Source organism: Priestia sp. FSL H7-0729 (assembly GCF_038005685.1).
Lineage (GTDB): Bacteria > Bacillota > Bacilli > Paenibacillales > Paenibacillaceae > Paenibacillus.
In genome coordinates, this window is sequence record NZ_JBBOTQ010000007.1 from 28983 (window position 1) to 52367 (window position 23385).

The window sequence follows — 23385 nt, forward strand, 5'->3', positions numbered from 1 at the left end:
ATTACATGGCTGAATTAAATGAGCTGATTCTGGAACAGCTGTTATGGATTATTGGCGGAATGGCATTACTTACGGTGATCTTGCTGATTGTGAGTATTGCTCAAGGAGCAAAGTTACGAAAGTTTAAACGTAAATATGAAGCCATGATGGCTGGCAGTGGAGTAGAGGACCTGGAATCGCTGCTCATTAATCTGAAAATTCAGATGGACAGCATTGAGGATGAACATAAACTGCAAACGAATCAGCTGCAAGTTGTCATGCAAAAGCTGACCCGCATTCAAGGTAAAGTTGGGGTGAAAAGATACAATGCTTATGGTGAGCGTGGCAGTGATCTAAGCTTTTCGATGGCTATGATTAATGATAGCCAGGATGGCATGATTCTTACGGGGATATACAACCGTGATGGCTCTTATGTATATGCAAAACCTCTTAAAGGGGGAGAGTCCACGTACACTCTGTCCCCAGAGGAAAAGGAAGCTATTACTCTGGCACAGCAAGCAGAGTAGAACGTGTATGCCATTCCCGGATGGCCGAATACAGACTGCTGGATATAATCTCGGACATGCGCATAACGAGACTGAGCCGTGTGTTCTGCAGAACAAAGTATTCCATAAAGCCGCCGACGTTAACGATACCTGTCAGATGGATATCGCCGACCGGCGGTAATTCTTTATTTACTCCCGCACCTGGTTTGAGTGGGCCATTGACGACTTGAATGCATCCTACACTTGACGATTGTCCAAGACAGGCATCAATGCCAATCACATAAGGGTTATGGTGTGTTTTCTGTATGTTGTGAAGTGTATCTTGCAGATTCATCGCATGGACGGGTTCATCCAAGGTACCATAGAGATGGAATAAAGGGCTGTCCCACTTGGAAAGGGCTGATCCGACCAGAGGACCAAGGCAGTCGCCTGTCGAGCGATCTGTGCCGATGCAGACGATCACTACATTTTGCAGGGAATGGGCTTTATAGAGATGGAACATTAAACGATGGGTAATGGCGGAGTGAATGCCTGGATCGGTATGGGGGATTTTGAGACTGGTCATGTCTTGTGATGAAAAGGAACGCGAAGTAGGATTCATAGGATCTATCCTTTCCCTTGGAATAGTAGTAACAGTATATGGAAAGGTAGAGCGTTTTATACTTCACGAGGACAAGCTTTTTCTCCAAGGTTAAACGTATGGCGAAAGGAGCCGGACATGGACGAATGGATTAACGATTGGATGCTAATTGCGTTTGATTCAACCCAGCAGGCGCTGCGTGCTGAAATGCTGCTGGAGTTTGCTGAGATAGAGATTGATTTGTTCCCTACGCCAAAAGAAATTACAGCAGGGTGTGCGCTATGTATCCAGTTTCCAAAAGAGGATCTGGAGCGAGTGCAAAAGATCATTCGTAATGAGTTCGTAGAGATCCGGGGCCTCTATTTCAAAACAGAAGACAGCTATGATAACATACCGTTATAGAGGAGGCATGCTGGATGTTGCCATTTCAATTTGCTCAAGCGACTACGGCTAGCGGTAACGCAACCGCTGTTGGCGAAGCCCTTCGTTGGACAGATAAAGTCTGGAACAAAATTGCAGATCCCGATATGTGGCTTAACATTATGTTCAGCTCGATCCGGATCATCATTATTTTTATCATCACCCGTATTGTCATTAAGGTAGTATATCGAATTATAGATCGTTCCATGGAACGCAAGCAAGAAGGCAAGATACGCGTGAATCCGCGCAGATTCGTAACTGTAGGGGAACTTTTAAAAAATGCGACCTCCATAACATGTAATTTTATTATGATTCTGCTACTGTTATCTGAGATCAACATCCAAGTTGGGCCGCTGCTCGCCAGTGCCGGTGTGCTGGGGCTTGCCATTGGTTTCGGTGCACAGGGTCTGGTCAAGGATGTTATTACGGGTTTCTTCATTATATTGGAGGATCAATTCGCTGTAGGGGATGTTATACAGACGGGAACCTACAAGGGAACGGTTGAGGTGATCGGACTTAGAACAACCAAACTGGTCAGCTGGCAAGGTGAGGTGCACATTATCCCAAACGGGGCGATTGCAAGTGTAACGAACTACTCCATGTCGAATTCGCTGGCTGTAGTGGATATTCCGATGAAGGCGGACTTAAGTCTTGATGAGTCGGTAAACCTGGTGAAGAAGTCTTTGGTTGGGATTGAAGAGCGTGACCTGAATATTGTGAAGGTGCCGGATGTGCTCGGTATACAGTCGATGTCTACATCAGAGTATGTGGTGCGAATAGTAGCTGAATGTATGCCTAACTCTCGTGCTTCTGTGGAACGTCAGATTCAGGGCGATGTGAAAAAAACGCTGGAGTATCGTGAGATGAGTCATCAAGCAGCATTGGAACAAGCAGCAGCTTTGGAGAAAGATGAGGGGGATGGCACAGGTGGAGCGTAAAAGTTTCCAGCTTGGGGATATTGTGCAGATGAAGAAGCAACATCCCTGTGGCAGTAATGAGATGGAGATCATTCGGATGGGGATGGATATTCGGATCAAGTGTGTCGGATGTAAACATAGCGTGTTGATTCCTAGAGCAAAATTCGAGAAGAACATGAAGAAAGTATTGCGTTCAGCCGAAGATTCCACTGAATCATGATCTTGCATTGGTAAGGGATGCAGTACGTAATAACGTTTACATGCAGGCTCCGTAGGAGTATTGCGTTCTGTAAATGATCATGCTATAATCAATACTGCTGCGGAAAGGTACCCAAGAGGCCCAAGGGGGCTGACTCGAAATCAGTTAGGCGTGTCACAGCGTGCGTGGGTTCGAATCCCACCCTTTCCGCCACTTTAATTGTAAATTACTCAATACGTATTGAGTTTAATAAAATGTGATCGATAAAAAGACTTTCCATTAGGAAAGTCTTTTTTTGTTTAACGTTATATCAAATAAGTATGTATTGAACTCGTATGAAAATCAGATACATCATTCATATGTGTGACTAAAAATGAAAAATAAAGAGCCCCAAAGGGCTCTTTATCCGGCGGTGCATTTGTTTGTTAGGAAACAATCGGTCGTAACAATCAGAAACCTGGTGTACTGCACGTAGCAATACGCGTGCTTCAGACGAAGGGCCTTACTACACATAACCACTTGCTTCTTAAATTACGTGATGAATCTCCAACAGCGAATGATCGGCTTCGTTGTCCAACGGAACCACACCTCTCTCGTGCACCGCCTAATTGTATTATGTGCTTTATTCGATCTTATATACATGGATCTTAAAAAGTATTGCGGTCAATGAACGCGGGCTTTGGTCAACTTCTTCCACTTCCGATTATGATTGCTCGTTTCAGGGAAAGCTTCACCTTTTTGCAGCGTTACTCGCTTTGGTTTTTGGATTTCCGTGACAAAGCTTTTTTCCCCAATTTCGGTGTACTCTCCGTCGTTTGGTGCTTTGTCTCCTGGTTCAAACTCGGTTTTTTCACCCATGATAAAACCTCCTCTGCAGATTATGTTACTTTGTTGCTTCTATAGTGTGCTCCATAGCAGGGCTGATCATGTGCCAATATGTACAGGGAACGTTTGCTTGCACTTTGACTCGGTATTTGTTATATTAATATAGTTCGAGTTTGTGCTCGTTCCTTGCTCTCAACCTGGATTGAGGGCCAGAGTCCATAAGGAGGTGAAAATTATGCGCAAATATGAAGTGATGTACATTATTCGTCCTGACATTGAGCAAGAAGTTGTTCAAGCTACAGTCGATAAATTCCAAGGCATCATCTCCAACGGCGGTGGTGAAGTTACAGCTCACGACGTTATGGGTAAACGCCGTCTTGCGTATGAGATCAAGAAATTCCGTGATGGTTTTTATGTTCTGGTACATTTCACTGCTGAACCAGCAGTTGTAACTGAACTTGAGCGTCTCATGAAGATTTCTGACGAAGTAATTCGTTATCTCATTACGAACGACGTTAAGTCTGCTTAAGACTACTCGTGATTAACGCACCAATACGCTCTGAAGGAGGGGATTACATTGTTGAACCGTGTCATTCTGATCGGACGGTTAACCCGGGATCCTGAGTTGCGTTACACTCCAGCAGGAGTAGCAGTTACGCAATTTACTTTGGCAGTGGACAGACCGTTTACAAGCCAAGGGGGAGAAAAGGAAGCCGATTTCATTCCGGTCGTAACCTGGAGACAGCTTGCCGAGACTTGTGCGAACTACTTGCGCAAAGGACGCCTGGCTGCAGTCGAAGGACGCATTCAAGTACGGAACTACGAGAATAACGAAGGAAAACGTGTATACGTGACCGAAGTTATTGCCGATAATGTTCGTTTCTTGGAGTCAGCTAACCGTGATAACAGCGGTGGTGGCGGTGGGCAACCAATGCGTGAAGAGCCTTCTTATGGAGGCGGCGGACGCGCGAACAATAACAATAATTCGCGTAGCAACAATCAGGATCCTTTTTCCGATGACGGAAAACCGATTGATATATCGGATGATGATTTGCCATTTTAACATGAGCTGATACTCTTAGGAGATATGGGTTACATGATAGGAAAGGACTGAAAAGCATGGGCTTCAAGCAAAGAGAAGGCGGAGACAACGATAAAAGACCGGCACGTCGTGGCGGCCGTAATAAACGTCGTAAAGTGTGCTTCTTCACAGCTAACAAAATTACTCACATCGATTATAAAGATACGGACTTGCTTCGTAAATTTATCAGCGAACGTGGAAAAATTTTGCCACGCCGTGTAACAGGTACTAGCGCTAAATATCAACGCATGCTGACGATTGCAATTAAACGCTCCCGTCAAATCGCATTATTGCCATACACAACTGAGTAGTTTATACTCAGCTTGCATACGAAGCAGTCGGCTTATAGCCGACTGCTTTTTTGTATATATAGAAAGATATCACTTGTTCACTCTAACTAATCAGAGAATCCATGACTGTGGTGATAGAAGCATTCAAGGCTTAAATGAATTATAATAGAGTCTAATCTACTGAAAAGGCTCAGTTAGCAGGAATAGCTTTATTTCAGAATAATCACCAGGAGTGGACATGAGTACATCAAAACGAAAAGGCAAACAGAGAAACAAGAGAAGTCTGAAAACCTGGATTACAGCTACTGTTTTACTTTCCATTATATATGTATGGTTACAGCAAAAAGGTGATATAGATAACATGTGGCCCGGGACTACGATCCAAGAGGTTGTACCGATCACAGGCCTTCATCCTGTGGTAGCAGAGAATGAGAAACTATTAGTACGAAAGGCAGCGAGACGCGGAATAGAGATTGTTATCACCCACGGTTACCGAAGTTCTGAAGAGCAAGATGCACTATTTAACCAAGGACGCTCGAGTGCGGGCAATATCGTTACGAATGCGCGTGGTGGTGAGTCATATCATAACTATGGATTAGCTATTGATTTTGCATTGAGGACGCCTGAGGGTGATGTGGTGTGGGATATGGAGCGGGATGATAACGGGAATGGCAAGGCAGATTGGATGGAAGTTGTAGATCTCGCCAAAGAGTTAGGTTTCACTTGGGGTGGAGACTGGGCAAACTTTCCGGACTATCCTCACTTACAGATGGATTTTGGCTTGAATATCAATGAGTTAAAACGTGGTAAAAGACCTCCCGAATCGCAGTAAAATAATATTATATATACAGTTAAATGAATAATTATTAGATTAGCTCTGCATTTTGCAGGGCTTTTTTCTTTCTTTTGTAAAATAAATGATAAAAGATGACAATTTGGTCTTTACATTAGCAAATAAATAAAACTATACTATAATAACTAGATTTTTTACTTTGATCGCACATTTGGTTTAAATGTAAGCACGACATCTCCAATTGAGTAAATCTCAGCAATAGTTTGAGAACTAATCAACATATACAAATATGACATTTACCTCACTCATCATTAAGATTATCTACACAATTTAAGACATACACATACAAGACATGTAACTATTATGTTATATATATGTTGAATTGACCAATTGCCTATGTGTACCTTCCAGCTAAAAACATGATAATACCTCCCAAAACCCTTGCTATATGCCTTTATAATATTACTAATATCCAAATCTGTGGTATAAAAAACATTTATACCAAAAATCTCAAAATAAGCATTGACGTTAGCTAAAATTACACGTATGATTACATTAATTATTTTGCTGTATAATTCCACTAGGAATTATCAACATTAATTGACCAATGGTCTAAATATAAGTCTCTTAAACTTGTTTCTCCTAATGATTTGGTATTTTGTATAAGCTATTGTTCGTTATCTTCAAGAACTTGGAAATATACAGTGGATGCATTCCTCTACACACGAATACAATCTACGGAAATTATGGGGTTAGGGTGATTGATTTGAATACAGAGCTATTGGAAGTCAGAAATCTAACAACATCATTCAGAATTGAAGATGACTATTATGCAGCAGTGGATCACGTTAACCTTAAGGTGAAGAAAAATGAAGTGCTGGCGATTGTAGGTGAATCGGGTTCAGGTAAAAGTGCTTTTGCATTCTCTCTTATGGGTTTGCATAACAAAGCGAAAATCGAAGGCCAGATTCTCTATAAAGGACAAGATATTGCCAACATCTCCCCAAACAAGTTGAACAAGCTACGCGGTAAAGAAATGGGCATGATTTTTCAGGACCCATTGTCTGCGTTAAATCCTCTAATGATTATTGGTGAACAGATTGAAGAGATCCTCACACTTCATCAGTCTAAGCTGTCTTCCAGAGAGAAGAGAGAAAAGGTCATTCACTTATTGAATCAGGTAGGGATTCCACGTCCCGAACAAATATACAAGCAGTATCCCCACGAATTATCTGGTGGTATGAGACAGAGAATTGTCATCGCCATTGCGATTGCCAACAAACCGGAACTACTTATAGCCGATGAACCAACGACGGCGCTTGACGTTACGATTCAACTACAGATTCTGGAGCTAATCCGTGAACTGAAGAATGAAATCAACGCAGGCATTATTCTGATTACACATGATCTGGGTGTCGTAGCCGAGATGGCTGATCGCGTTGCCGTTATGTATGCAGGCGAAATTGTTGAAATTGCAGATATCTTCACATTGATGAACGATGCGAAGCATCCATATACCCGCTCATTGCTGAATTCTATTCCTACCCTGTCTGAAGAAAGATCCAAATTGCATGTTATCCAAGGCATTGTTCCATCGCTTAAAAATCTTCCTCGCAAAGGGTGCAGATTCAAAGCCCGAATTCCATGGATTAGTGAATCGGCTCATGAAGAGAACCCACAGATGCATGAAATTGCACCAGGTCACTTTGTACGTTGTACCTGTTACCAGCACTTTCATTTCCCTGACCAAAGCTGAGGAGGAATAACATAATGGCATTACTCGAAGTAGAAGGACTCAAGATACACTTTCCGATTCGCGGTGGATTGCTTAAACGGGAAATTGGCAGTGTGAAAGCTGTTGATGATGTTAGCTTCTCCATTGAACAAGGGCAGACCTATGGTCTGGTTGGCGAATCAGGTTCAGGTAAGACAACAACAGGAAGAGCCATTATTGGGCTAAACCATGTCACTGACGGAAAGATTCTGTTTAATGGTAAAAATCTGGCTACAGAGCGCCGCAAGAACAGGCAGCTTCAACGGGATGTACAAATGATTTTTCAAGACCCATATTCATCACTGAATCCAAAGAAGCGGGTTATCGATATCATTGCTGAGCCGTTTCGTAACTATGAGCGTCTGACAGCGACCGAGGAGAAAAGACAAGTAAGAGAATTACTTGAAAAGGTTGGTTTGAGTCCGGAGTCAATCTATAAATATCCGCATGAATTCTCAGGGGGTCAGCGTCAACGAATCGGCATTGCACGGGCTATTGCACTGAAGCCAAAGCTGATTATCGCTGATGAACCAGTATCTGCACTCGACGTATCAGTACAGGCTCAGGTACTCAACTTTATGCAAGAAATCCAAAAAGAATTAAATCTGACGTATCTGTTCATCAGTCACGATCTGGGCATCATCCGTCATATGTGTGATCAGATCGGAATTATGTATAAAGGTCGATATGTGGAACAGGGCACAACGAATGATATTTTTGAGAATCCGCAACACATCTATACGAAACGTCTGATTGCAGCCATTCCGGATATGGACCCAACCAAACGAGAGGAAATGGTAGCCTTCCGTCAACAGGTCAAATCCGAGTATGAACATTCATACCGAAATTTCTTTGATGAGGAAGGGCTTGCATACTCGCTCAAATCCATTTCCGATACTCACCGAGTAGCTCTACCTCAGAAAGGTTGAAGACCATATGTGGAAAACGATAGTACGCAGAATTATCATAATGATCCCTCAGATCTTTTTACTAAGTCTTTTGGTCTTTCTGATGGCTAAGGCCATGCCGGGTGACGCGCTAACCGGATTGCTTGATCCAAGCGTTGATCCCAAAGCATTGGAAGCCCAGCGAGAGAGACTGGGATTGAATAATCCCTGGTACGTGCAATATTGGGACTGGATCAAAAACGCCATCCAAGGTGATTTTGGGCAATCCTTCCGTTTCAAAATGCCCGTTACGGACCTGATTGGTCAACGTGTAGCAAACACATTCTGGCTCGCACTGGCGACACTTGTACTGACGTACCTGATTGCTATTCCACTGGGTATCATCAGTGGTCGTTACAACGATACCTGGTCTGATCGGTTGATCACTGGGTACACCTACTTGGGCTTCGCCGCTCCATTGTTCATCTTCGCACTGGTGATGGTATGGATCTTCGGATTCCATTTCGGCTGGTTCCCGACGGGAGGAAGTGTTGCGCCAGGGCTTACACCGGGCACATTCAGCTATATCATGAGCAAGTTCTACCATCTATTATTACCTGCTCTATCCATGGCACTGATTACGACGGTATCTACCGTTCAATATTTGCGTAGTGAAATCATTGATATCAAGCATAAGGAGTTCGTTATCACAGCAAGAGCAAAGGGTGCATCCGAATCCCGGATATACAACAGGCACATTTTGAGAAACTCCCTATTACCGATCGCCGCATTCTTCGGATATGAGATTACAGGACTTATCGGTGGTACGGTGTTTATCGAGAGTATATTCAGTTATCCAGGTATGGGGCAGTTGTTCCTAAGTTCCATCTCATTGCGTGACTTCAGTGTTGTAACTGCACTTGTATTGTTATATGGCGTAGCTTCCATTCTCGGGGCATTGCTGTCTGACATAATTCTGGGAATTGTAGATCCACGTATACGGATCAAGTAAGAACTTGAAGATTTCGGGGTGAAAACAAGATGAGCAAGGCCAACGAGGTAGTTGTAACTTCACAAAAAGTTGATAAAAGCCCCTCCAGCTTGAGTATTTTATGGAGGGAGCTTGTCAGAGATAAGGTGGCACTAATCTCGCTCATTTTCTTGGGCTTGGTCATGTTGCTGGTATATGGCACGTCTCTCATTCTGAATCAGGATGATATCGTACGCGTGGATCTGTTTGCCTTATATGAACCACCTTCTGCACAATATTGGCTTGGAACGGACTATGGAGGTCGTGATGTATTTGGCCAACTGGTCATCGGTACACGTAACTCGCTAACTATTGGAATTATCGTAACGTTAATGACTGGCTTCATAGGTATCTTCATTGGCCTTTTATCCGGTTATTTCGGTGGAATGATAGACAACCTGTTTATGCGTGTTGTTGACTTCTTCATGATCCTTCCGATGTTGATGATTGTTATCGCGTTTGTTACTGCAGTACCGAAATACAATATCATCTCGTTCTCTCTAATCATGACGGCATTTCTCTGGATGGGTATTGCCAGATTGATTCGCTCCAAAGCATTACAGGAACGGGAGCTGGACTATGTAAAAGCTTCAAAAACATTGGGCTCTTCCCATCTGAAGATTATGCTCTCACAGGTTCTTCCGAATCTGAGCTCTATTATCATCGTAACGATGACATTGAATCTCGCTGCCAACATTGGCCTCGAATCCGGGCTGTCTTTCCTAGGGTTTGGTTTCCCCGAAAGTACGCCTAGTCTTGGAACACTCGTAAGTTATGCACGTAATCCGCAAACACTGGAATCCAGATGGTGGATATGGCTACCCGCATCGGTACTGATTCTGGTATTGATGTTGAGTATAAATAATGTCGGTCAAGCCCTAAAGCGTGCGACTGATGCAAGACAAAGAAGAGGTTAAAAAAAGGGAGGAAAGGTTCATGAAAAAGGGATTATTTTCACGGGGACTATTTTTCACGATGATGTTGGTCTTTGTATTGGTGCTCGCAGCGTGCTCTGAGAAAGAAGCAGCTACTCCAGCTCCTGCTACCAACAACACGGAAGAGGGAAAAACGGAGGAAAAACCTGCTAATGAAGAGGGCGTTTACTCCATTGAAGACTTCAACAATGTCAAAACGAATGAAGGTACTGCGATCGAGGGTGGATCGATTACATTCGGACTTGTATCGGATACGGCTTTTGAAGGTACACTCAACTACAACTTCTATTCCGGTAACCCGGATGTAAAGGTTCTTGAATGGTTTGATGAGGGTTTGCTGGATTGGGATAAAGACTATGTATACACCAATGAAGGTGCAGCCACATATGAAACATCAGAAGACGGAAAAACGTTTACACTGACCATTCGCGACAATGTGAACTGGCATGATGGCAAGCCAGTAACGGCTGAAGATCTGCAGTTTGCTTATGAAGTGATTGGTAACAAAGCGTATGATGGTCCACGTTATGACTCCAACTTTACTAGTGTCGTAGGTATGGAAGAATATCATGCGGGAAAAGCAAAAACGATCTCAGGTATTAAAGTGCTGAGCGACAAACAAATCAGCATTACGTATAAAGAATCTACTCCATCCCTGCTGACAGGTGGTGTATGGACGTATCCACTCGCTAAACATATCTTCGGAGATATGGATGTAGCCAAAATGTCTTCCTCCAAAGAAGTACGCGAAAAACCAATTGGTTTTGGTCCATTTAAAGTTGATGTTATCACTCCAGGTGAGTCTGTAACTTATGTTAAGAACGAAGACTACTGGCGTGGGGCTCCGAAACTGGACAAAGTGACTCTGAAAGTTATCAACCCGACAACGGTTGTTCAAGAACTGAAATCTGGCGGGGTAGATCTTGTGGATGCATTCCCGACAGATCAATACAAAGACAATGCTAACCTGTCCAACGTAGAATTCCTGGGTGCAATCGATCGTGCCTATACGTACATCGGTTTCAAACTGGGTACGTGGGATGAAGAGAACGGAAAAGTTGAAAGCAATGCTGAAGCAAAAATGGGAGATAAAAACTTGCGTAAAGCAATGTGGATGGCTGTAGATAACGATCAAGTTGGTAAACGTTTCTATAATGGCCTGCGTTGGAATGCAACAACTCTGATTCCACCGTCTCACCCAGAGTTCCATGATTCCAGTAATCCGGGTGTAAAGTATGATCCGGAAGCAGCGAAAGCGTTGCTCGACGAGGCTGGTTATAAACTGGATGGCGAATTCCGTACGAATCCGGATGGAACACCACTCGAAATCAACTTTGTATCTATGACTGGTGGCGACACAGCTGAACCATTGGCACGTTATTATGTTCAATCATGGGCTGCTATTGGTCTGAAAGTAAACCTGGAAATGGTTGAATTCAACAGCTTCTATGACCGTGTAGGTAACTCAGGTAAAGATGATCCGAACATTGATGTGTATCAAGCAGCATGGGGCGTTGGTATTGACGTAGATCCATCTGGCCTGTACGGCCGTGATGCTCTGTATAACTTCTCCAGATTCTCCAGCGAAGAGAATGACAAGTTGCTGGCACAAGGTATCTCCGCAGAAGCATTTGATGTAGACAAGCGTAAAGAGATCTACAATCAATGGCAGCAATACATGGTAGATGAAGTTCCTGTATTCCCTACACTTTATCGTGCAGTTGTAGTACCAGTTAACAAACGTGTAATGAACTATGCGATTGGTGATGGCACAGGCGTTCACTTGAGCGACCTGCAAGTTAATGGAGACAAAGCAGTTGTAGCTGAGTAATTCTTTCTTCCATTAGCAGCTTTAAGGATTGGGGTCCTTTAAGAAGTCGGTTGCTAGATTATGATGAAGAATTCTCCTGGGAAATTGAACTAAAGTGTCTTACAAAACATGGATTCTGTACACTCTGGCATGGGTGTATGGGGTTCATGTTTTTTTTGTAACCAAAAAATAAAAAAAATTTAACTTTTTTTCAAAAAAGTGCAGACAAAATGCCTCTTCACTTCGTCTATATAGGTAAGAGGTGATCATCTTATGAAAAAATGGTGGAAACGGGCAGGTATGCTGCTGGCTCTGCTGCTCATTATATATTTGGGTGTAAAACCGGACATGCTGGTAGGCAAACCGGGAATAAAAGCTGAATCTGCAGTATTAATGGATATGAACTCCGAACAGGTCTTAATGGATTATAACGGTTCTCAAGAGATTGCTCCGGCAGGCGTCAGTAAGTTGATGACAGAATTGTTAGTAATGGAAGCTGTAATTAATGGAGATATCCGGTGGGACGATCTCGTTAACGTGAGTCTATATGCCAGTTCCGTGGGTGGTAGTCAATTGACTTTGAAACAGGGAGAACAGTTCACTGTTCAGGAGTTGTTCCAGGTGGTAGCTGTATACTCAGCGAATGATGCAGCAGTTGCTCTGGCTGAACATATCAGTGGTACTGAGCAGAATTTTGTGCAACAGATGAATCAGAAAGCAACTCAGATTGGGCTGTCTGAGGATACAAAATTCAGGAATTCAACAGGCCTCAGTGAAAAGCTGCTCGGTCCTAACCGTCCGAGGGAAATACAAGGGCAAACCTTGATGACGGCTATAGATGCGTGCAAGCTTGCGCGATATCTGCTGAATAACCATCCCGAGATTCTAAGAATCTCCAGTCAAATGCAAGTCTCCATGCATCAAAAAGGGATGTACATGAGCAATACGAACTGGATGTTGTCCTCCATTGGTGGGCCTTATGCTTATGATGGGAATGACGGATTGAAGACCGGGTATGATGAGGATTCCGGATATCATTTTGTGGGGACAGCTGAACGTGATGGCAAAAGACTGATTTCAGTTGTATTTGGAACAGAAACTCGTGAAGGACGTTTTGTGGAGACACGGAAGCTATTCAACTATGGATTTTCGGGCTCGAAGTAAATGTGAACAAGGGCATCACAAGGCATCACCTGCGAGACTCCTCTCACTGTTATCTTGTGGTTAATCGTGGTAAAATGACTTACGTATAATTCCAAATTATTCTGTATTTCACTTTAAAGGGGGAAGTTATTTGAACACGATTAGCAAAAAGGTATACGCTCTCACGCTTACGATGGCTATGTCCATTGCACTGATTCAACCAGCTGTACAGGCGGCCGAAGCCGTAAAACCTACTGCCTCAGTCTCGGAGGCCATTGCTTCCAAGGCTACACAAACACTGCAACAACTGGGATACATAGATGGCATTACAGATGGCATGACCCAACTAACGACTCCAATCACTCGCGCGGAGGCAGCAATCATTCTGCAACGTGTACTTCAACTGGATGCGCCTGCATCACTTACAGGTTTTGCAGATGTTTTGCCGGAGAATGAAGCTGCGCCTGCCATCTACGCATTAAAGCAAGGCGGATTCATTCAAGGGAAGGCCAAAGGCTACGCTCCCGATGCTCCACTTACACGTGCACAGATGGCATCGTTGTTCACACGTGCATTTGAGTTGAAGGATAATGGAATCCAGGTCGTATACAGTGATGCCGATCAGATTCCAGCAGTGCATGCGGATGACGCTGCGCGGGTGAAACAGCATTTTATTATCGAAGGTAGCGCATTTAACGCCAAACAATCAGTCACCCATGGGGAATTCGCTGATGCACTGTATCTGGCGCTTGGACTCAATGTGAAATCGGATGGTCTTACTCCTCTGGAGGACTTCTTCAAACAGCCTGCTCAAGCAGGGTTCCAGATGTCGCCGGACGGTAAACATCTTGCTTACCTGGAGCCATGGAACAACCGCATGAATATTGTAGTTACTGCGAACGGTCAGGACAAGCCTGTACGGATTACGAGCGAAACTGAACGAAATATTGCAGGATTTGCGTGGGCAACCAATGAAAAACTGCTCTATGTACAAGATAAGGCAGGCGATGAAAATTACCATATATATGTCACGGATATCGATGGCAAGAACAGCAAGGATCTGACGCCGTATCCTAACACAAGAGCCATTCTGGTAGACCCGCTTGAGAATATCCCGGACGAGATTCTGGTGGGTATGAACAAGCGTGATCCACGTATCTTCGATGTGTATCGGATTAACATCAAGACAGGGGAGGCTGTACTTGCCGCAGAGAACCCGGGTAATATTACGGGCTGGCTGACAGACCATGAGGGGAAAATCCGTGTTGCTGTATCCAGTGATGGGAATGTGTCTTCGTTACTGTATCGAGAGTCAGAGGATCAGAAATTCGAGACCATACTGACCACGGAACTCGGGGAAACTTTTGCGCCAGTCATGTTCACGTATGATAACAAAAACATCTATGCCATATCCAACTTGGAGCGAGATAAAACGGCGATTGTCGAGTACAGCCCAAGCAACAAGAAGGTAACCAAGACCATCTATGAAAATAAAGATGTGGATGTAAGCAACTTCATTCCTTCCAAAGAAAAAGGTACGATTCTTGCTGCTGTATATGAGACTGATAAAGTGAACTATGAATTCTTTGATCAAGAGTTCAAAGCGTTAATGCAGGACATTAAAGCGAAAGTGCCAGGCAAGGAAGTTAGCATCAGCAATGCAAGCGAGGAAGGCCAGGTATTGTTCGTAGCGTATAGTGATAAAACGATGGGCACGTACTATTTCTATGATTCCAAAACAGGCAAACTTGATAAGCTGGCTGATGCCGCACCATGGATTGATGAGAGTCAAATGTCGGAGATGAAGCCCATTACGTATAAGTCACGCGATGGTTTAACTCTTCATGGTTATCTGACACTGCCTCAAGGAGCTGGAGCAGAGGCTTCCGACTTGCCATTGGTTGTAGTTCCACATGGGGGTCCTTGGGCTCGTGACTCATGGGGCTTTAACCCTGAGATACAATTCCTTGCAAGTCGCGGCTATGCCGTTCTACAGGTGAATTTTCGGGGTTCCACGGGATACGGAAAAGAATTCCTGAATGCAGGTAATAAAGAGTGGGGCAAAGCCATGCAGAACGACCTCACAGACGGTGTAAACTGGCTGGTTGAAGAGGGGACGATTGATCCAAAACGTGTAGCCATATATGGAGGATCTTACGGTGGATATGCCGCTCTGGCAGGACTGGCATTCACACCGGAGGTCTATGCTGCGGGCATTAGCTATGTTGGACCTTCCAACATCTTCACCCTTCTGGATTCCTTACCTCCTTATTGGGAGTCAGAGCGCAGTATGTTCTATGAACGTGTGGGAGATCCTGAGAAAGACAAGGAACTGTTAACGGCGATATCACCGCTCTTCCACATCGATCAGATGAAGGCTCCATTATTCGTGGTTCAGGGCGCTAATGATCCACGTGTCAAACAAGCTGAGTCAGACCAGATCGTTGAAGCCTTACGCAAGCGTGGAGTCGATGTACCCTATATGTTAAAGACCAATGAGGGTCATGGCTTCGCAAACGTGGAGAATCAGCTTGATCTGTACCGTGCGATTGAGAAATTCCTGAATCGTCATCTGATGCAGCCATAATACGTTAGACATGAGGACTGTCCCGCAGGTTCGGCCGAATCTGTGGGACAGCTTTATTTTATCGAATTAGAGGCAAAATGAACCCAATAGCCATATTATTAAATTGACATATGGATTTCTTTTGTTTTAAAATGACCAGTGAGTCATTATTATTCAATTCGGTTTAATATATATGTACCAGACCAACTGTACGATACTGAATTTAAGATCTTATCGGGAGGTAACATGTGATGCAAAAGCAAATGAAATGGCCGTTAATCCTATTTGCCATAGGGGTGTTTATGGCTGCATTGGATAACGGAATCATCACCTCTTCACTGACCACCTTGAATGCATCATTTGGTGTGTCGCCAACGTGGGGGGCGTGGACAATTACGCTCTACACACTAGGGCTTGCAGTGAGTGTTCCTATTGCAGGTAAACTATCGGACCGTTATGGTCGCAAGAAACTGTTTTTGATTGAAGTGGCGTTGTTTGGCATCGGGTCCCTACTCGTTGCGCTTAGTACTTCGTTTACCTTCTTCCTGATCGCTCGTGTCATTCAAGCTTTGGGCGGTGGGGGGATATTTATCATTGCCAGCTCGTACGTATTAAGCAAGTTCCCCGTGGAGCGTCAAGGTACTGCCCTGGGTCTGCTCGGAGGTATGAATGGTGTTGCCGCCATTTTGGGGCCCAATGTTGGTGCTTTCATACTGGACATTACGGGCAACTGGCATTGGTTGTTCCTGATTAACGTGCCTATCGCCATTTTGCTATTCATTGCAGGTATTCGATTTATTCATGAAGAGCAAGAACTGAACCGTGCAGCAGTGGACTGGAGCGGTATCGCTGTCCTGACACTAGGTGTACTCAGTTTAATGTATAGCTTCAGCAATCTGGATGGTGTGAACATGCTTCAAAGCCTGGGGTCACCAATGTTCTACGGTTTCTTCTTGGCAGGTGTGATCATTCTGGTACTTTTTTACTTCATGGAAAAAAGACTGGAAGGATCCGAACGTGAACCTGTTGTATCGACACAGCTTCTGGGTATCGCGTCCTTTCGCTGGACGCTGCTGATCGCCTTTTTCTCCGGAGCCATTCTGGCCTCGGTGATCTTTATTCCCGGTTTTGTTGAACAGTATCTCGGCGTATCCAATACGGCTTCAGGATACTGGTTTACTCCGCTCGCGCTGGCATCCGGCATAGGGGCGGGTGGAGGTGGTTACCTCGTTGACCGCAAAGGGCCAATCTGGACGTTATCGGTTGCGGGGATATTATCTGCCATTGGATTTCTGCTGTTCCCACTGTGGGTGGAGCATATCTGGCAATTTGTCATCGCGAGTACGCTCGTAGGTATCGGTTTTGGCATGATGCTTGGTGCGCCAGTTAACGTACTTGTCACCGAACAGGCGGGAGAGAACAACAAAGGTATCGCGGTAGCGACCAGCTCGTTATTCCGCCAGATGGCGATGGCTATTGCACCTACGATTTTTGCCGGATTCCTGGCACGTTCTTTCATTAATCTGGGGTCCAATATTCAGACGGGGTTTGCTGACAAAGGAATTCAGGTGCCGCCTGAGATGCTGGAGCAATATGCTTCGGGTGCATCCGGGAGTGATGTATCAGGTCTGACAGCAGGTCTTAACCAAATCCCTGATGAAGGGATCCGTGATGTATTGCTCCAAGCAGTGCATCAAACGACAGGGCAGGGTTACAATGGGCTTTTCTGGTCTGCGGTCGTATTCAGCGTGCTTACGCTGGTGGCTGCGCTTATAACGGGACGTCTGCGTCATAAAGAGAAGGGTCATCATGTGAAAAGTGTATCCTCGAATTAATAAGATATCGTGTGGAAATGAAGAGAACAGTGTACTTTTTGTAACTCAAAAAGGAATCACTGTTCTTTTCAATTTAACCGGATTGTAACTTTTCTTGCCCCCGCAATGATTACAATAGAACGAGCGTAAGCGGTGTCTTGATTCCAAAGAGAGAAAACTTCAGAGAACACCGAGTCACAAGGCATCCCAGGCGTTTAATTGGTATTATGGATTATCATTTTCATAGTGAAGAAGGAATCGATGGATGAAAAGCAGAACTAAAGATAAGAAGAAGAAAAGAAGAAAAGGCCTATATATAACGCTTGTTTCACTTGTTGTTTTGTTAATCGGAGGTTATTTGTTCCGTCAACAGCTGGCTGTAGCGGCATTTGATCTGTTTCTCGCCGGTTCGGTAGAAGAGCAGCTATCCCGCTCTTATGTACCACAAGAAGGAAATAATACGCCGGATCCAACGGTGTATCGTAAGGAACCTTTCTCCGTATTACTGCTGGGTTCGGACAAACGCGCCTATGAGAAGACGCGTGGACGTTCGGATACCGTCATCTATGCTGTAGTACGTCCCAAGGAATCCCGTGTACTTCTGGTATCCATTCCACGTGATACGTATGTGCAGATTGTGGGACGGGATGCAAACAAGGACGGCGTAGATGATTATGATAAGCTGGCGCATGCCTATGCTTTTGGTGGGGAGAATATGTCCATCAATACGGTGGAGAAATTCCTTGATGCTGATGTAGGTTATTATGCAACGATCAACTTTGACGGAATCAAAAAAGTGGTTGATGCGCTTGGTGGTGTAAAACTGCCCATTGATGAGGACATTGTGAACAAGAACCCGAATCATGTTCAATTCACTATTGAAGGCGGTAAGCCGATCTATGATGGCCAGGACGCATTGTATTATGTAAGATATCGTGAGGATAGCGATTTTAATCGTACCAAGCGGCAGCAGATCTTCCTCAATGCGATGGCGAACGAGATGCTGAACTTGAATCAAATCGCCAAAATTCCGGAATTGATTCAGATTATGGGAGACAGCTTCCAGACGGATATGAGAGCTTCTTTCATTATTGACCTGGCTAAACAGGTGCTTACTCAGGAGAAACCGCAGATTTCAAGCTTCACCATTCTTGGTGACGGGATGAAAAAAGATGGTATCTATTATGGTCAGGCTGACGAGAAAGATGTCCAATATGCCAAAGAGCTGATTAACAACTGGATGGATCAATCCACCCCAGCTGGTGAAGTAATGATCCCTGACCGACAAAAGATTGAATAACCAATTCCATACCGATGATGTGTTGTAGACCACAATCAGCAGTACGTTTATTCGCGGGCTGCTGTTTTTTTCTTTGTAGCGAGAACGAAGATCCTTTTGGAACATCCTGCGTTCTGATTCGTATAATATAAGTTGAGCGAGATAAGTTGAACGAAGAAATTCATAAGGAGGATACACAAGGGTATGAACATCGCATTTTTTCTGCTACCCAAACAAGAGGTTACGTGTGTGACGTCGGATTCTACGCTGCGGCAAACGTTGGAACGGATGGAGTATCATCGTTTTACGGCGGTGCCCATTTTGAATAAAGAGGGCAAATATATTGGTACGGTTACCGAAGGCGACTTACTGTGGTATATGAAGAATGCCGAGGGAAAGATTACATTTGAAAACGCTTCAAAGTTCTTGCTCAAAGACGTTCCACTTCGCTTAGATATTAAACCTGTGTCCATTGATGCCAACATGGAAGACCTGATTAATCTGGCTAAAGTTCAGAACTTTGTTCCTGTGGTCGATGACATGGAGCGTTTCATTGGTATTGTCAGACGGAGTCAGATTATTGAGTACTGCGAGGGCATTGTAGCCAAAGAATCGATCAAGGCCAAGTGAAGCTGTACGGAATTTAAACATTATTGTGTCATTAGGGATAATCACAGCCGCCCGGTATCATGTTAAACTTAAGAAGTCTTGAATCAAGGGCGCATTCGAAGCTTTTCACAAAATATAAAGTTCAATAGGATGTACGGAGGACTCCGCATAAGTACCTGACATCAGTTTCGGAGAATTTCTCCGCTTTTTGGGGTAATTTTGCGGGCCCTCTTTTTATGCTATAATCGAGAATAAAGCTTTTTCGGGGGAGTGACTTTCGCCAATATGCCTAAAGAACTGGATGTAGCCAAACGAGCTAAAGTGATTGAATGGCTGAAAACCGAAGTGCTTGATCAGGTATCCCGATTATTCAAGGCGTTATGGGAAGGCAGTACAACTCGAATCGGGGACAGTCTTGCCAGTTTGATTATGAGTAGTTACATATTGGGCCGCAGGCTCGGTATTCCTTTCAAGGATCTGGATGCACTGCTAGTTGAGAAGTTGAAAAAGCATAAACAGGAAGGTCACCAGCTTGAAGACTGGTACCAGGATATTTCCGCGCTAGAAGATCATATGCGTAAGAGGTGAATTTGTTGAAATTTAGCTTTAAATCAGCTGTTTGGAGCGCAGTCTATCTGCTCTTGCTACTTTCGCTGTTAACTCCTTTATCGGTACTTGCCATATTTTTTATGATGATTCCGGGAGTTATTTTGTATGCTTCATTGTCTTTAAAATCATTTATATGGCATCTCGTGCCTGTAGCTGTTATTTTGGTCGTATTCCACCCCATCTATCTGTTACTATTGCTCATCTTTACCCTGCCTGCGATCGTTATGGGTCACGCGTACAAAACACGCAAATCGGCCCTGTTTGCGCTGATGGCGGGAAGTGGCATGATGTTGGCAGAATACTTGTTGTTGCTCTTGGTCGGCAGTGTTATTTTCCAATTCGACCTGTCCAGTTATATTGAAGATGTAGTCAAATTGACCATTGAACCGTTAACGAATTCATCTAATCAGATGATCAACGGGTTTGCGTGGACACCGGAGATGACCGAGGATGTCGCCAAACAAACGCAGCTTATGATTCCGTTTGCTCTCGTTGTCACATCGATGGTCATGGCCTTCATTACGCACGCCATTGCACGTCCGATTCTGAATGTGATGGGTGTGGTGGTATCGAAGCTTCCACCAGCGAGAGAGTGGCGTATGCCGCGTGCGTTAATCTGGTATTATTTCCTTGCACTGTTGATCGAAGTGATCTCCAGACAAAGTGATGGAACATACTGGACCATGATTGCCATGAATCTGTCGCCGTTGATCAATCTGGGCTTCATGATTCAAGCGATCGGTTTCTTCTTCTTTCTCTCACATACTAAGAAATGGAATCCGGTTATACCCTATTTCCTGGCGGCAGCGGTATTCTTCATTGGTCCGCTTCGGATTATCGGGATTATCGATCTGGCGTTCCCGCTTCGTGAGGCAATATCGAAATCAAAACGATAGGGTGATGAGTCTTGCCTAAATTTCTGAAGAAACGCTGGCACGGCTACTATACCGTATGGGCGTTCATACTGCTGCTGTTGCTTGTTATGTTCGTTACCATTTATAACTGGACGCTTGGTTTGATTAGTCTGATACTGGCTTCGGCGCTGGGAATCGTCATGATTAAGGCGGAGCTCGCGTTCCGCCGTGAGCTTAACGACTACATTAATGGCCTGTCCATTCGGATCAAACGGATGGAGGGGGAAGCGGTCAGCATGCTTCCATTCGGAATTGTGCTGTACAGCGAAGATCGTACGGTAGAGTGGCATAATCGCTTCGTTGCGGAGATGTTCCAGGAGAAGACAATGGTGGGTAATCCGTTACTTAATTTGTTTCCCAAACTTCCTCAGCCTAAAGAGAAGAAGGATGGGGCCAAGGAACCTTCATCCAGGGAGTTCCATGATGAATTCCAGTTGGATGATCGGCATTATGGAGTTATTCATAACCCGCAGGAGCGGTATGTATATGTATACGAAATTACGGAGCTAGCCATTCTTCGTGATAAATATGAAAATGAACGTCTTGCCTTGGGTATTCTCGTTCTGGATAATCTGGACGAGGCTGCTCAGGGCATGGATGACCAGCAGCGTACAGCGCTGATCGCCCGTGTGACTAGTGAGATTACGTCGTGGGCCAAGCAGTACGAAGTGTACCTGCGCCGGCTGTCTTCGGATCGTTATCTGTTGATGCTGAATCATAAGTCTTTGCAGGAACTGGAGCAGAGCCGATTTGTCATTTTGGATGAAGTTCGGGAGATGACGGCTGACCTCAAAGTGCCAATGACTCTCAGTGTAGGACTGGCGTTTGGTTCGGATAGCATCAGCGAGATGGGAGAACTGGCTCAGTCCAGCCTGGACATGGCACTTGGGCGCGGTGGCGACCAGGCCGCTGTAAAATCGGGGCAACGTCTGTCTTTCTATGGTGGCAAGTCCAACGCCGTGGAGAAACGGACACGAGTCAGAGCGCGCGTTATTGCGCACGCGCTGCGTGATCTGATGCAGGAGAGCGATCGAGTGCTCATCATGGGGCACAAAATTCCAGATATGGACGCAATCGGTGCATCCATCGGGGTATGGAAAGCGGCGAGTCTGTACAATGTGGAAGCACGCATTGTTCTGGATGGAATTAATCCAGCGATTGAACGGATGATGGAGCAAGTGAACAAGGACGAGAAGTTGTCCAAGGCATTTGTGTCACCGGAACAAGCAACCCAGATGATGACAGAGCACACGCTACTGGTTGTGGTGGATACTCACAAGGCCTCTATGACCATGGAACCGAAACTGGTACAGTCTGCAACCCGTGTTGTCGTTGTGGATCACCATCGTCGGGGTGAGGAGTTCATCAATGATGCTGTGTTGATCTATCTGGAGCCTTACGCATCTTCGGCTGCGGAACTGGTAACGGAGCTCTTGCAATACATTCATGACAAGGTACAATTCACTCCGCTTGAAGCAACGGCTTTACTTGCCGGAATCACGATGGATACGAAGCACTTTGCATTGCACACCGGTTCCAGAACGTTCGAAGCGGCAGGCTTCCTGCGCCGTAGCGGTGCGGACACAATTATGGTCCAGCGGTTGATGAAAGAGGATCTGTCAGAATATATTGCTAAGGCAGAAATCATAAAGCATGCTAAAATGGTATATGGGAACATTGCGCTGGCGGTCACGGACCCTGGTAACAAGATCTCACAGATGATGATCGCCCAAGTGGCGGACACATTGCTGAACATGACTGACGTGGTCGCTTCATTTGTAATTAGTGAGCGTCCGGATGGACTGATTGGCATCAGCGCGAGATCGCTGGGGCGCATGAATGTTCAGGTTGTCATGGAACGACTGGGCGGTGGCGGACATTTGACGAATGCTGCCGTGCAGCTTGAAGGAACGCTTGGAGAGGCAGAAAAACGGCTGACGAACGTACTGGCTGAAATCGAAAAGGAAGAGGGGCTGTTCGAATGAAAGTCATTTTTATAAAAGATATGAAGGGTCAAGGCAAGAAAGGGCAAGTGAAAGAAGTATCTGAGGGCTACGCACAGAACTTCTTACTGCCACGGGGAATCGCACGTCTGGCAACGGATGGTAACATGAAGACACTGGACAACCAGAAGGCGGCTGAAGAAAGACTCAAACAGGAAGAGAAAGCCGAAGCGGAAGCTCTCGCGAAGAAGCTGGAAGCAGAAGTGACTGAACTGAAAGCCAAATCCGGCGAAGGTGGTCGTCTGTTCGGTGCCATTACCAGCAAACAGATCGCTGAAGCTTTGTCTAAAAAGGGTCTGAAAGTAGACAAACGCAAAATTGAGCTGGACGAGCCTATTCGTACACTCGGCGTAACACAAGTAACTGTCAAGGTTCACCCTGAAGTGAAGGCAACCTTGAAGGTACAGGTAACGGAAGAGTAA

Annotated in this window: 24 protein-coding genes and 1 tRNA gene; 23 read left to right on the forward strand and 2 right to left on the reverse strand. The window is 44.9% G+C overall.

Annotation, left to right across the window (positions count from 1 at the left end; genetic code table 11):
* Positions 1-5: 5 nt before the first annotated feature.
* A complete protein-coding gene (locus tag MHH93_RS16870; RefSeq protein WP_307540945.1) occupies positions 6-506 on the forward strand; it encodes a DUF4446 family protein in 501 nt (166 codons plus the stop codon).
* On the opposite strand, the gene yyaC is transcribed toward MHH93_RS16870, so the two are convergent.
* The gene (gene yyaC, locus MHH93_RS16875; protein WP_036611957.1) at positions 481-1086 is read right to left on the reverse strand and encodes a spore protease YyaC; all 606 of its coding nucleotides are present in this window, start codon (positions 1084-1086) and stop codon (positions 481-483) included. The genes MHH93_RS16870 and yyaC overlap by 26 nt on opposite strands.
* A gap of 117 nt (positions 1087-1203) precedes the next feature.
* On the opposite strand from yyaC, the gene MHH93_RS16880 reads away from it, so the two are divergent.
* From MHH93_RS16880 to MHH93_RS16895, 4 genes are all read left to right on the forward strand, one after another.
* On the forward strand, positions 1204-1467 hold the full coding sequence (locus tag MHH93_RS16880; RefSeq protein ID WP_264931410.1) for a putative Se/S carrier protein: 264 nt from the start codon (positions 1204-1206) through the stop codon (positions 1465-1467).
* 14 nt (positions 1468-1481) lie between these two features.
* Positions 1482-2423, forward strand: a complete 942-nt coding sequence (locus MHH93_RS16885; protein ID WP_500054943.1) for a mechanosensitive ion channel family protein — start codon at positions 1482-1484, stop codon at positions 2421-2423.
* A complete protein-coding gene (locus MHH93_RS16890; protein WP_036611950.1) occupies positions 2413-2622 on the forward strand; it encodes a DUF951 domain-containing protein in 210 nt (69 codons plus the stop codon). Before MHH93_RS16885 ends, MHH93_RS16890 begins: the two co-directional genes overlap by 11 nt.
* 101 nt (positions 2623-2723) lie before the next feature.
* Positions 2724-2814, forward strand: a tRNA-Ser gene (locus MHH93_RS16895).
* 450 nt (positions 2815-3264) lie between these two features.
* Here the strand turns inward: MHH93_RS16895 and MHH93_RS16900 are convergent.
* Positions 3265-3459 carry a YjzC family protein gene (locus tag MHH93_RS16900; protein WP_500054944.1) on the reverse strand — a complete coding sequence of 65 codons (195 nt, stop codon included), beginning with the start codon at positions 3457-3459 and terminating at the stop codon, positions 3265-3267.
* A 202-nt stretch (positions 3460-3661) separates the two neighbouring features.
* On the opposite strand from MHH93_RS16900, the gene rpsF reads away from it, so the two are divergent.
* From rpsF to rplI, 18 genes are all read left to right on the forward strand, one after another.
* Positions 3662-3955 (forward strand): 30S ribosomal protein S6, encoded by a 294-nt coding sequence (gene rpsF, locus MHH93_RS16905; RefSeq protein ID WP_036611944.1) that lies wholly within the window; start codon positions 3662-3664, stop codon positions 3953-3955.
* A 48-nt stretch (positions 3956-4003) separates the two neighbouring features.
* Positions 4004-4489: a single-stranded DNA-binding protein gene (gene ssb, locus MHH93_RS16910; RefSeq protein ID WP_017691432.1), complete on the forward strand. Its 486-nt coding sequence runs from the start codon at positions 4004-4006 to the stop codon at positions 4487-4489.
* Between the two features lie 56 nt (positions 4490-4545).
* Positions 4546-4818, forward strand: coding sequence for a 30S ribosomal protein S18 (gene rpsR / locus MHH93_RS16915; protein ID WP_017691433.1), 273 nt, complete (start codon positions 4546-4548; stop codon positions 4816-4818).
* A 217-nt stretch (positions 4819-5035) separates the two neighbouring features.
* Positions 5036-5629, forward strand: a complete 594-nt coding sequence (locus MHH93_RS16920; RefSeq protein WP_500054945.1) for a M15 family metallopeptidase — start codon at positions 5036-5038, stop codon at positions 5627-5629.
* 727 nt (positions 5630-6356) lie between these two features.
* Entirely contained in the window at positions 6357-7346 is a 990-nt protein-coding gene (locus MHH93_RS16925; RefSeq protein WP_500054946.1) for an ABC transporter ATP-binding protein, read from the forward strand.
* 14 nt (positions 7347-7360) lie between these two features.
* The gene (locus MHH93_RS16930) at positions 7361-8293 is read left to right on the forward strand and encodes an ABC transporter ATP-binding protein (protein WP_074092894.1); all 933 of its coding nucleotides are present in this window, start codon (positions 7361-7363) and stop codon (positions 8291-8293) included.
* A 7-nt stretch (positions 8294-8300) separates the two neighbouring features.
* Positions 8301-9263, forward strand: a complete 963-nt coding sequence (gene opp4B, locus MHH93_RS16935; protein WP_017691437.1) for an oligopeptide ABC transporter permease — start codon at positions 8301-8303, stop codon at positions 9261-9263.
* A gap of 29 nt (positions 9264-9292) precedes the next feature.
* The gene (locus MHH93_RS16940; protein ID WP_500054948.1) at positions 9293-10198 is read left to right on the forward strand and encodes an ABC transporter permease; all 906 of its coding nucleotides are present in this window, start codon (positions 9293-9295) and stop codon (positions 10196-10198) included.
* 19 nt (positions 10199-10217) lie between these two features.
* Entirely contained in the window at positions 10218-12047 is a 1830-nt protein-coding gene (locus MHH93_RS16945) for an oligopeptide ABC transporter substrate-binding protein (RefSeq protein WP_500054949.1), read from the forward strand.
* A gap of 252 nt (positions 12048-12299) precedes the next feature.
* A complete protein-coding gene (locus MHH93_RS16950; RefSeq protein ID WP_500054950.1) occupies positions 12300-13190 on the forward strand; it encodes a D-alanyl-D-alanine carboxypeptidase family protein in 891 nt (296 codons plus the stop codon).
* A 130-nt stretch (positions 13191-13320) separates the two neighbouring features.
* Entirely contained in the window at positions 13321-15756 is a 2436-nt protein-coding gene (locus tag MHH93_RS16955; RefSeq protein ID WP_500054951.1) for a S9 family peptidase, read from the forward strand.
* 230 nt (positions 15757-15986) lie between these two features.
* Positions 15987-17570: an MFS transporter gene (locus MHH93_RS16960; RefSeq protein ID WP_500054952.1), complete on the forward strand. Its 1584-nt coding sequence runs from the start codon at positions 15987-15989 to the stop codon at positions 17568-17570.
* Between the two features lie 244 nt (positions 17571-17814).
* Positions 17815-18849, forward strand: coding sequence for an LCP family protein (locus tag MHH93_RS16965; protein WP_500054953.1), 1035 nt, complete (start codon positions 17815-17817; stop codon positions 18847-18849).
* A 183-nt stretch (positions 18850-19032) separates the two neighbouring features.
* Positions 19033-19458: a CBS domain-containing protein gene (locus MHH93_RS16970; protein WP_440390867.1), complete on the forward strand. Its 426-nt coding sequence runs from the start codon at positions 19033-19035 to the stop codon at positions 19456-19458.
* Positions 19459-19722: 264 nt separating this feature from the next.
* Positions 19723-20025, forward strand: coding sequence for a MazG-like family protein (locus MHH93_RS16975; protein WP_017691445.1), 303 nt, complete (start codon positions 19723-19725; stop codon positions 20023-20025).
* A complete protein-coding gene (locus MHH93_RS16980) occupies positions 20022-20942 on the forward strand; it encodes a DUF2232 domain-containing protein (protein WP_472475414.1) in 921 nt (306 codons plus the stop codon). The genes MHH93_RS16975 and MHH93_RS16980 overlap by 4 nt, the downstream gene beginning before the upstream one ends.
* An 11-nt stretch (positions 20943-20953) precedes the next feature.
* Positions 20954-22945 (forward strand): DHH family phosphoesterase, encoded by a 1992-nt coding sequence (locus tag MHH93_RS16985; RefSeq protein ID WP_500054954.1) that lies wholly within the window; start codon positions 20954-20956, stop codon positions 22943-22945.
* Entirely contained in the window at positions 22942-23385 is a 444-nt protein-coding gene (rplI, locus tag MHH93_RS16990; RefSeq protein WP_036611925.1) for a 50S ribosomal protein L9, read from the forward strand. Before MHH93_RS16985 ends, rplI begins: the two co-directional genes overlap by 4 nt.

What these genes read in the sequence shown, in the direction of transcription:
- MHH93_RS16870 (WP_307540945.1), top strand. Translation starts at nt 6, where the DNA reads ATGGCTGAATTAAATGAGCTGATTCTGGAACAGCTGTTATGGATTATT.
- yyaC (WP_036611957.1), bottom strand. Translation starts at nt 1,086, where the DNA reads ATGAATCCTACTTCGCGTTCCTTTTCATCACAAGACATGACCAGTCTC.
- MHH93_RS16880 (WP_264931410.1), top strand. Translation starts at nt 1,204, where the DNA reads ATGGACGAATGGATTAACGATTGGATGCTAATTGCGTTTGATTCAACC.
- MHH93_RS16885 (WP_500054943.1), top strand. Translation starts at nt 1,482, where the DNA reads ATGTTGCCATTTCAATTTGCTCAAGCGACTACGGCTAGCGGTAACGCA.
- MHH93_RS16900 (WP_500054944.1), bottom strand. Translation starts at nt 3,459, where the DNA reads ATGGGTGAAAAAACCGAGTTTGAACCAGGAGACAAAGCACCAAACGAC.
- rpsF (WP_036611944.1), top strand. Translation starts at nt 3,662, where the DNA reads ATGCGCAAATATGAAGTGATGTACATTATTCGTCCTGACATTGAGCAA.
- rpsR (WP_017691433.1), top strand. Translation starts at nt 4,546, where the DNA reads ATGGGCTTCAAGCAAAGAGAAGGCGGAGACAACGATAAAAGACCGGCA.
- MHH93_RS16920 (WP_500054945.1), top strand. Translation starts at nt 5,036, where the DNA reads ATGAGTACATCAAAACGAAAAGGCAAACAGAGAAACAAGAGAAGTCTG.
- MHH93_RS16930 (WP_074092894.1), top strand. Translation starts at nt 7,361, where the DNA reads ATGGCATTACTCGAAGTAGAAGGACTCAAGATACACTTTCCGATTCGC.
- opp4B (WP_017691437.1), top strand. Translation starts at nt 8,301, where the DNA reads ATGTGGAAAACGATAGTACGCAGAATTATCATAATGATCCCTCAGATC.
- MHH93_RS16940 (WP_500054948.1), top strand. Translation starts at nt 9,293, where the DNA reads ATGAGCAAGGCCAACGAGGTAGTTGTAACTTCACAAAAAGTTGATAAA.
- MHH93_RS16945 (WP_500054949.1), top strand. Translation starts at nt 10,218, where the DNA reads ATGAAAAAGGGATTATTTTCACGGGGACTATTTTTCACGATGATGTTG.
- MHH93_RS16950 (WP_500054950.1), top strand. Translation starts at nt 12,300, where the DNA reads ATGAAAAAATGGTGGAAACGGGCAGGTATGCTGCTGGCTCTGCTGCTC.
- MHH93_RS16960 (WP_500054952.1), top strand. Translation starts at nt 15,987, where the DNA reads ATGCAAAAGCAAATGAAATGGCCGTTAATCCTATTTGCCATAGGGGTG.
- MHH93_RS16965 (WP_500054953.1), top strand. Translation starts at nt 17,815, where the DNA reads ATGAAAAGCAGAACTAAAGATAAGAAGAAGAAAAGAAGAAAAGGCCTA.
- MHH93_RS16970 (WP_440390867.1), top strand. Translation starts at nt 19,033, where the DNA reads ATGAACATCGCATTTTTTCTGCTACCCAAACAAGAGGTTACGTGTGTG.
- MHH93_RS16975 (WP_017691445.1), top strand. Translation starts at nt 19,723, where the DNA reads ATGCCTAAAGAACTGGATGTAGCCAAACGAGCTAAAGTGATTGAATGG.
- rplI (WP_036611925.1), top strand. Translation starts at nt 22,942, where the DNA reads ATGAAAGTCATTTTTATAAAAGATATGAAGGGTCAAGGCAAGAAAGGG.